The organism is Magnetococcales bacterium (assembly GCA_015231925.1).
In the GTDB taxonomy this organism is placed as follows: domain Bacteria; phylum Pseudomonadota; class Magnetococcia; order Magnetococcales; family JADGAQ01; genus JADGAQ01.
The window spans coordinates 1-6,003 of sequence record JADGAQ010000226.1; the positions used below are offsets into that span (position 1 = coordinate 1).

The 6,003-nt window shown below is 60.0% G+C and carries 6 protein-coding genes; 2 read left to right on the forward strand and 4 right to left on the reverse strand.

Annotated elements, in window-relative coordinates:
- Nucleotides 1-168: 168 nt before the first annotated feature.
- From HQL56_17570 to HQL56_17585, 4 genes are all read right to left on the reverse strand, one after another.
- Nucleotides 169-798 (reverse strand): isoprenylcysteine carboxylmethyltransferase family protein, encoded by a 630-nt coding sequence (locus HQL56_17570; GenBank protein MBF0311328.1) that lies wholly within the window; start codon nucleotides 796-798, stop codon nucleotides 169-171.
- A complete protein-coding gene (locus HQL56_17575; protein MBF0311329.1) occupies nucleotides 795-1,922 on the reverse strand; it encodes a hypothetical protein in 1,128 nt (375 codons plus the stop codon). Before HQL56_17575 ends, HQL56_17570 begins: the two co-directional genes overlap by 4 nt.
- A 510-nt stretch (nucleotides 1,923-2,432) precedes the next feature.
- Nucleotides 2,433-3,182 carry a class I SAM-dependent methyltransferase gene (locus HQL56_17580; GenBank protein MBF0311330.1) on the reverse strand — a complete coding sequence of 250 codons (750 nt, stop codon included), beginning with the start codon at nucleotides 3,180-3,182 and terminating at the stop codon, nucleotides 2,433-2,435.
- Complete coding sequence (locus HQL56_17585) at nucleotides 3,179-4,057, reverse strand: GNAT family N-acetyltransferase (GenBank protein ID MBF0311331.1); 879 nt, start codon at nucleotides 4,055-4,057, stop codon at nucleotides 3,179-3,181. Before HQL56_17585 ends, HQL56_17580 begins: the two co-directional genes overlap by 4 nt.
- A gap of 138 nt (nucleotides 4,058-4,195) precedes the next feature.
- Here HQL56_17585 and HQL56_17590 point away from each other — a divergent pair, with 138 nt between their 5' ends.
- Together HQL56_17590 and HQL56_17595 are read left to right on the forward strand one after the other, a co-directional pair.
- Nucleotides 4,196-5,176 (forward strand): hypothetical protein, encoded by a 981-nt coding sequence (locus HQL56_17590; GenBank protein MBF0311332.1) that lies wholly within the window; start codon nucleotides 4,196-4,198, stop codon nucleotides 5,174-5,176.
- A 56-nt stretch (nucleotides 5,177-5,232) separates the two neighbouring features.
- Nucleotides 5,233-5,619: a hypothetical protein gene (locus tag HQL56_17595; protein ID MBF0311333.1), complete on the forward strand. Its 387-nt coding sequence runs from the start codon at nucleotides 5,233-5,235 to the stop codon at nucleotides 5,617-5,619.
- Nucleotides 5,620-6,003 lie beyond the last annotated feature (384 nt).

The following is a 6,003-nucleotide window of genomic DNA, read 5'->3' on the forward strand; positions in this document are numbered from 1 at the left end:
GTCAACGGCGAAAGAAAAAGTCCCAGGGGTGCCCCCTGGACCCCATGGGGTCGGAAGTCAACAGCAAATGGAAAAGTCCCAGGGCGCTACCCGCCGGGGGGGATAATCCCCCTGAACCCCCGTATATCTGAATAGTTATATTTATTTTTATATCTTATAAAGAAACAGTCAAAGGACAGAACATTTCCTTTTTTTGATACTTAAAAGATTGAACGGCAGGAACATCGGCACCTCCCGGCGATACCGGGCATACTCCTCCCCGTGGACCGTCAACAAATCCCGCTCTTCCAGCAACGTCCCCACCACGATGTAACCGGTGAAAAACAAGGCAAGCAACAGATGATCCCCATTCATCTGCGGTCGGGCCCATAACAGAATCAACGTGCCCGTCATAATGGGATGACGCATCCATCGGTAAAGCGAGCGGGTTTGCAAACCCGGCAAGACGGGCCGTTGCCCCCGACGGTGATCCCGAATCTGCCGGATACCCAGCAGATGTTGACCGTCGGTAAGACGCACGCCTTCCAGCGCAATGGCCAAACCGAGGAGAAACAAGGCCCCGACGGCCAAACGACCCGGCGGGGATGCCACCTGCCAAAAGAAGGTGGGCAGCGGTCGCCATTGCCACAACACCAGAACCAGCAGCAGCGCGGAAGTCAGCACGTAAGCCAGTCGCTCCAGATGGGGGGGCAGAAAGCGCGTCAGCCACGCCTTGAAAAAAGGACGGGCAGCCAGACTGTGATGCGCCGCGAAAACGAACAACCAAAGCAGATTCTGCCCCACTTCCACGTCAATCACGGTGTCGCCTCCGGCGGCAGTCGTTTTTCGGCTTGCTGAAAGGTGAGAAAATCGAGCCGGTCGCCATGATCCCGTCTGGCCTGAGCAACGAAACGAGCCAACTGATCGAAATGCCAACGCTCCATGCCCTTGGGATGCATGTTGACCGCCAGGAACAGCTCCTGACCCGGTTGCCGCCACTGGCGCACATGGTGGTTCAGGCACGCGGTGAGCAGGCGGGCGGAAGTATTCACCTCCAGTCGCAGAAAGCGGTTGCCGAGAATGGCGTTGGCCCGCCACCAGGCCTGTTTCAGACGACCGGGGCCGGGGGTGGTGCCGGTCGGGGGGGTGTGGCAGGAGCGCCCCCGCACCGTTCGGGCGCGAAGCGGCGCCACGATGCGCCAAGCCTGCTCCAAAGCCAGGGGCCATTGCAGACGTCGCGCCTCTTCCGCTTCAAGGCGGGCCGAGGCGATGGGGATTTCAAAAAGCCCCCGACCGGGGGCAAGGGTACACTCCAACCCTCCTTCCGCTCCGAACCAGCCGTGTCCACCCTGGGGAACGCGACTGAAATCGACCCGGTGGGTTGCCTCCCGTAGCGTGAAACCGGGAATGATGCTCGAATCGATGCGGTAACCCTCCTCCCGCAAGGCCTGGAATAGAGGACCCACATGAGGCTGCACGCCGTAGCCCCCGGCACGGAAAGCCAGGCAACGGTAGGTGGGGTCGATGGGACGCAACAGGGTCTCCAGGTAGGTTTTGGCGTGCCGCAGCAGCAAACGGGCCCGCTCCCGCGCTTCCGTTTCGTCCAGCGCCTGCGGCGCCAACAGGTAGTCGCCCGGAGGAAAACAAAAGCCTGCCTCGCTCCTTTCGGTGGTAAGCCAGTGCGGATGCAGATGGGCCTGAATGTCATGTCCCCCGCCCAGGAATTCGACCATCTGCGCTTCGCAGGCGGTGACGAAGGCCTCCTCTCCCCACTCCCGATAGCGCCAGAAACAGGCGACGTCCGCAAAGAGCGTGAGGGGCACGGCGAGGCGGTTGCACAGCCGCAGCAACTCCCTGGAAGGGTGCAACAGCACCTCCTCCTCGGGCAGATGGTTGGCTCCCAGATAGAGTTCATAATCGGCGGAAAGCAACAGGTGAATCATGGCGGTATCTGTTCAGTTATATGGGGGTTCGGGGGGGATTATCCCCTCCGACGGGTCCAGGGCAGCGCCCTGGGACTTTTCCTTTCGCTGTTGACGTTCAACCTCATGGGGTCCAGGGGGCACCCCTGGGACTTTTGCTTTTGCAGTTGACGTTCAACCCCTTGGGGTCCAGGGGGTACCCCTGGGACTTTTGCTTTTGCAGTTGACGTTCAACCCCCTGGGGTCCAGGGGGTACCCCTGGGACTTTTGCTTTTGCAGTTGACGTTCAACCCCTTGGGGTCCAGGGGGTACCCCTGGGACTTTTGCTTTTGCAGTTGACGTTCAACCCCCTGGGGTCCAGGGGGCACCCCTGGGACTTTTGCTTTTGCAGTTGACGTTCAACCCCCTGGGGTCCAACCCCTGGGACTTTTGCTTTTGCAGTTGACGTTCAACCCCAGGGGGCACCCCTGGGACTTTTCCTTTCGCTGTTGACACGATCATGCTGCGCTGTGCAGGGGCCTGAATAGTTACTCATGGCGAAGCTCGGGAAGCGAGGCCTTCATACAGGATCCACACGGAACTGCCGTCCACGCGCCGGAAGTGTTCTTCCGGAATCAATTGCGCGTTATCGGGTTGAATATAGAGCAGGAATACCGGTTCGGCACAGCGGTTCAGCCGGTCGGTCAGGTTGGTGATCATGTCCCGGAACACCTCACCGTGAAACGGATTGTAGAGAAAGAGCAGCAACGGTTCATCGGGAAAGGGGAACAGCGCCGCGTTCTGGTGAATGATGCGCCAGGGGGGGAAATCGGCATGACGCTTTTGAAAGGTTTGCAGGTTGCTCACGGCCTGATCGCACAGCAAGGGTGAATATTCGACACCCCACAAGGCCCGAAACGGGAAACGGGACGCCAGGATCAACGCCTTGCCAAGCCCGGCGCCCAGGTCGATAAAGAGATAACGTTGCCATTCCGCTTGATAATGGCGTTCCAGAATGGAGAGAAACAGCCGTTCGTTCACCCCCTGATAGCGGTTGGCCAATTGGCTGGTTTTGCTCTCCATCCGTAAACGATCGGGCTCGATGAGAGGATGGGTGACCACGCCGTTACGCCAGTCGAAGAGGCGGTTCTGCAGGCGGGCAAGAAAGTATTTGGCCAACTGCCGGGGTGAACGGACCGCGAGGAAAGCGATCAAGCGTTTTCCGGCGTAGTAGCCCCGGTAGGCCGTCGCGTAGAGAGCCCGGGTTGGAACGCCTTCCTTGAGGCGCTGTTTCAGGTTCATCGCCGCAGTTCCCGGTAGTGTTGCAGGGTATCGACACCTCGGGCGATCCAGGGACGCAAATCGGCCTGCCACTGGCTGCATGCTTCGAAAGGGCCGCCGAAGCGGGATTTGAAAAAGAAGATGCCTCGCAAACGGGGATCGTCGGTTTGGGGTCTGGCCCCTCCCAGGTCGTAAGCGGCCACCCCCGTCTCCAGCAGCCGTTGCAGCAGAATCCAGTGCAGGAGAACCGGCGTTCCCGGAGGCGCATCGGAAGAACGGGCCCCATGGAGATAATAGGCCCGGTGATTGTCTAAAGGAACGAGCAGCCCGGCAACGAATTTGTTGTTCTGAAACGCGCCAAGGCTCAATAATTGGCTGCCGAGGTGGTGATGCAGCCGTTGCAGATAGGAGAGCCCGTAAGGACAGGGCGCATTGCCGAAGGCGTAGGTCTGCTCCATCAGGGCGTGGAATTCCGCGCAGGGCACTTCCCAGCGGATATCGAGCCCGACCTCCCGGGCCTTGCGGATCATACGGCGGTGATCGGGATCCAGCCGTTTCCATAGGGTGTCGGCATCACCGTCCAGGGGGAGACGATAGGTGCCGAAAGGCAGCAGGGTGCGGGCCGGAGTCGGCAGCTCCTCTTCCCGCCAACGGGCCATATTGAAGCGGGATTCGATACGAAATACCCCCTGTTGCCGGGCCTGGTCGAAGAGGCTGTCGAGAACGGTTCGTTGACCCTGCTCCGGAGCGCCGAACAAAACCCATTGGGTTTGTCGGAACCGACGCACCTCTCCGACGAAAAGCTCTCCCTCGGGGGTGGAAAGGGCTCGGTAGCCGCTGATAGCGCCCATTTCGGCCATGAAGGCGTGCCACTTTTCCTGAAGAAAGAGATTCATGGACAGGGGAAACCCCGTAACGGAATGGAAAAGGCCCGAAACATTGCGGCACGACTTGCACAAAGCCAGAATAAACGGTAGGGGATAAAGGCTCAAGCATTGCATCGCGGCGGACGGGTGGGAACGAAGGAAAAGGGTATGAGCAGGAAAGGCAAGGAAACACGCAGGATGGAAAACATGGGGGAGCTGTTCCTGGCGGCCATGGGGGCTCCCGTGATGGCGCGTCAGGAACGCCTCGATCTGGATCGCTATCGCATGGAACGGGAAGTTCTCATGACCTTCCTGCCAAATAAAGGGCAGACCGATGTTCCCCTCCTGCCGGTGCTGGAGCTGTTGACCCGGGTTTTGGATTACGAACGCCGCAACGGCATGTCGCCGGGATTCGGCTCGATCTTGGAAAATGCCCGTGCCGGACTCTTTCCACCAACCTCTGCGCTGGGACGGGTGGCGATCCTCCCCGACGTGCTGGGCTATGAACAGGGCTTGCAGGCGGTTTTTCAGCATGCCTTGCAGCGGGGTTGCGAAACCATCCTCTGCCTGGGCGATCTGGCGGGTGTTCTGGACCATGGGGAGACGGAAAAGATCTGCACCTTCATCCGCGAAGCCGATCTGCACGCGGTGGGTGGCGTGCGGGATCAGGCGGTGATCGGACAGCTCTCTTCCCCCAATCAGATTTTCCTGGAGACCCTGCCCTCGCTGCTGGCCATGGGGGAGATGGTTTTTGCCCCGATCTCGCCCGTCCGGGAACAGGTGGTGCCGATTCTCAACGTGCGGCAGGCGGCGCGGGCTTTGGCCGAATTACCGGCCCGGCTGATTTTTGTGGGCCATGTCTACCGGCCCCTGATTTTCCGGGAGGTGAAGGGCGAGGTCGGTCTGATGCCCTGCGACGTGGGGGTGTCCCTGCCCCTGGAACCCCATGTCCGTTATGTGATCGGTTGCGGTTCGGTGGGCCAGGGGGTGCGACCCCATCCCTGCTACACCCTGTGGGATTCCGTGAACCAGACCCTGGAATTCTGTGAGGTTCCCGTGACGGGGGCCCGTCCCGATTATCCCGAAAGACGGGCCATGATCGATGCCATGGATCTGGATCTGCGCCGCTACGATGATATGGAAGAATAGATGGCAATTGGTACGGAAAGGCAGGCGACATCGTGAGTGACGGGGACCGGGAGGCGATGCAGGGTGGATCGGATCGCTCCTTCGGCCTGGTTTTCGCCGCCGTGTTCGTCCTCGTCGGCCTGTTTCCCCTGTGGCACGGGATGGACCCGCGATGGTGGGCCCTGGCAGGCTCCGGGCTCTTTCTGGGGGCGGCCTTGGCCTTTCCCCGGCAACTGGCTCCGCTGAATCGTCTGTGGACACGCTTCGGCGCGCTGTTGCACCGCCTGACCACGCCGCTGATCCTGGGCGTGATCTTTTTCCTGGTGGTCACCCCGATCGGTTTGATCATGCGTCTGTTTGGTAAGAATCCCCTTGCCCTGCAAGTGGACCGGACCGCCACCAGCTATTGGATTTTGCGGAAGCCTCCCGTGGCGGATGTGAAATCGATGAAATTCCCCTTCTGAACGAGTCGGATCGAACACTATGTCTTTTCTTGGCGATTTGTGGGTCTTCATGAAAACCCGTAAAAAGTTCTGGCTGTTGCCCATCCTGTTGATGATGGCCCTGCTGGGTGGGTTGATCGTGCTTTCCCAGGGGTCGGCGGTGGCTCCCTTCATCTACACCCTTTTCTGAGAAACTCCGGCATCAAAGCCTGTCGATCTTCCGGCGGGTCGAGATGGGACAGGGGTTGGAGAGGGTGGAAGTTGGGCATTCCTCCTTTATGGCTTCGACCCGCCAAAGGCTCCGTCAACACCTCGGGGCGCTGCCCCGAACCCCGCCGGGGGGGATAATCCCATTTCTGTTTCATTCGTTCATTAATACGGGGGTCCGGGGGCGATTATCGCCCC

Bases quoted from the DNA above. Each gene is read 5' to 3' on its own strand.
- HQL56_17580 (MBF0311330.1), bottom strand. From the start codon at position 3,182: ATGAACCTGAAACAGCGCCTCAAGGAAGGCGTTCCAACCCGGGCTCTC.
- HQL56_17590 (MBF0311332.1), top strand. From the start codon at position 4,196: ATGAGCAGGAAAGGCAAGGAAACACGCAGGATGGAAAACATGGGGGAG.
- HQL56_17585 (MBF0311331.1), bottom strand. From the start codon at position 4,057: ATGAATCTCTTTCTTCAGGAAAAGTGGCACGCCTTCATGGCCGAAATG.
- HQL56_17595 (MBF0311333.1), top strand. From the start codon at position 5,233: ATGCAGGGTGGATCGGATCGCTCCTTCGGCCTGGTTTTCGCCGCCGTG.
- HQL56_17575 (MBF0311329.1), bottom strand. From the start codon at position 1,922: ATGATTCACCTGTTGCTTTCCGCCGATTATGAACTCTATCTGGGAGCC.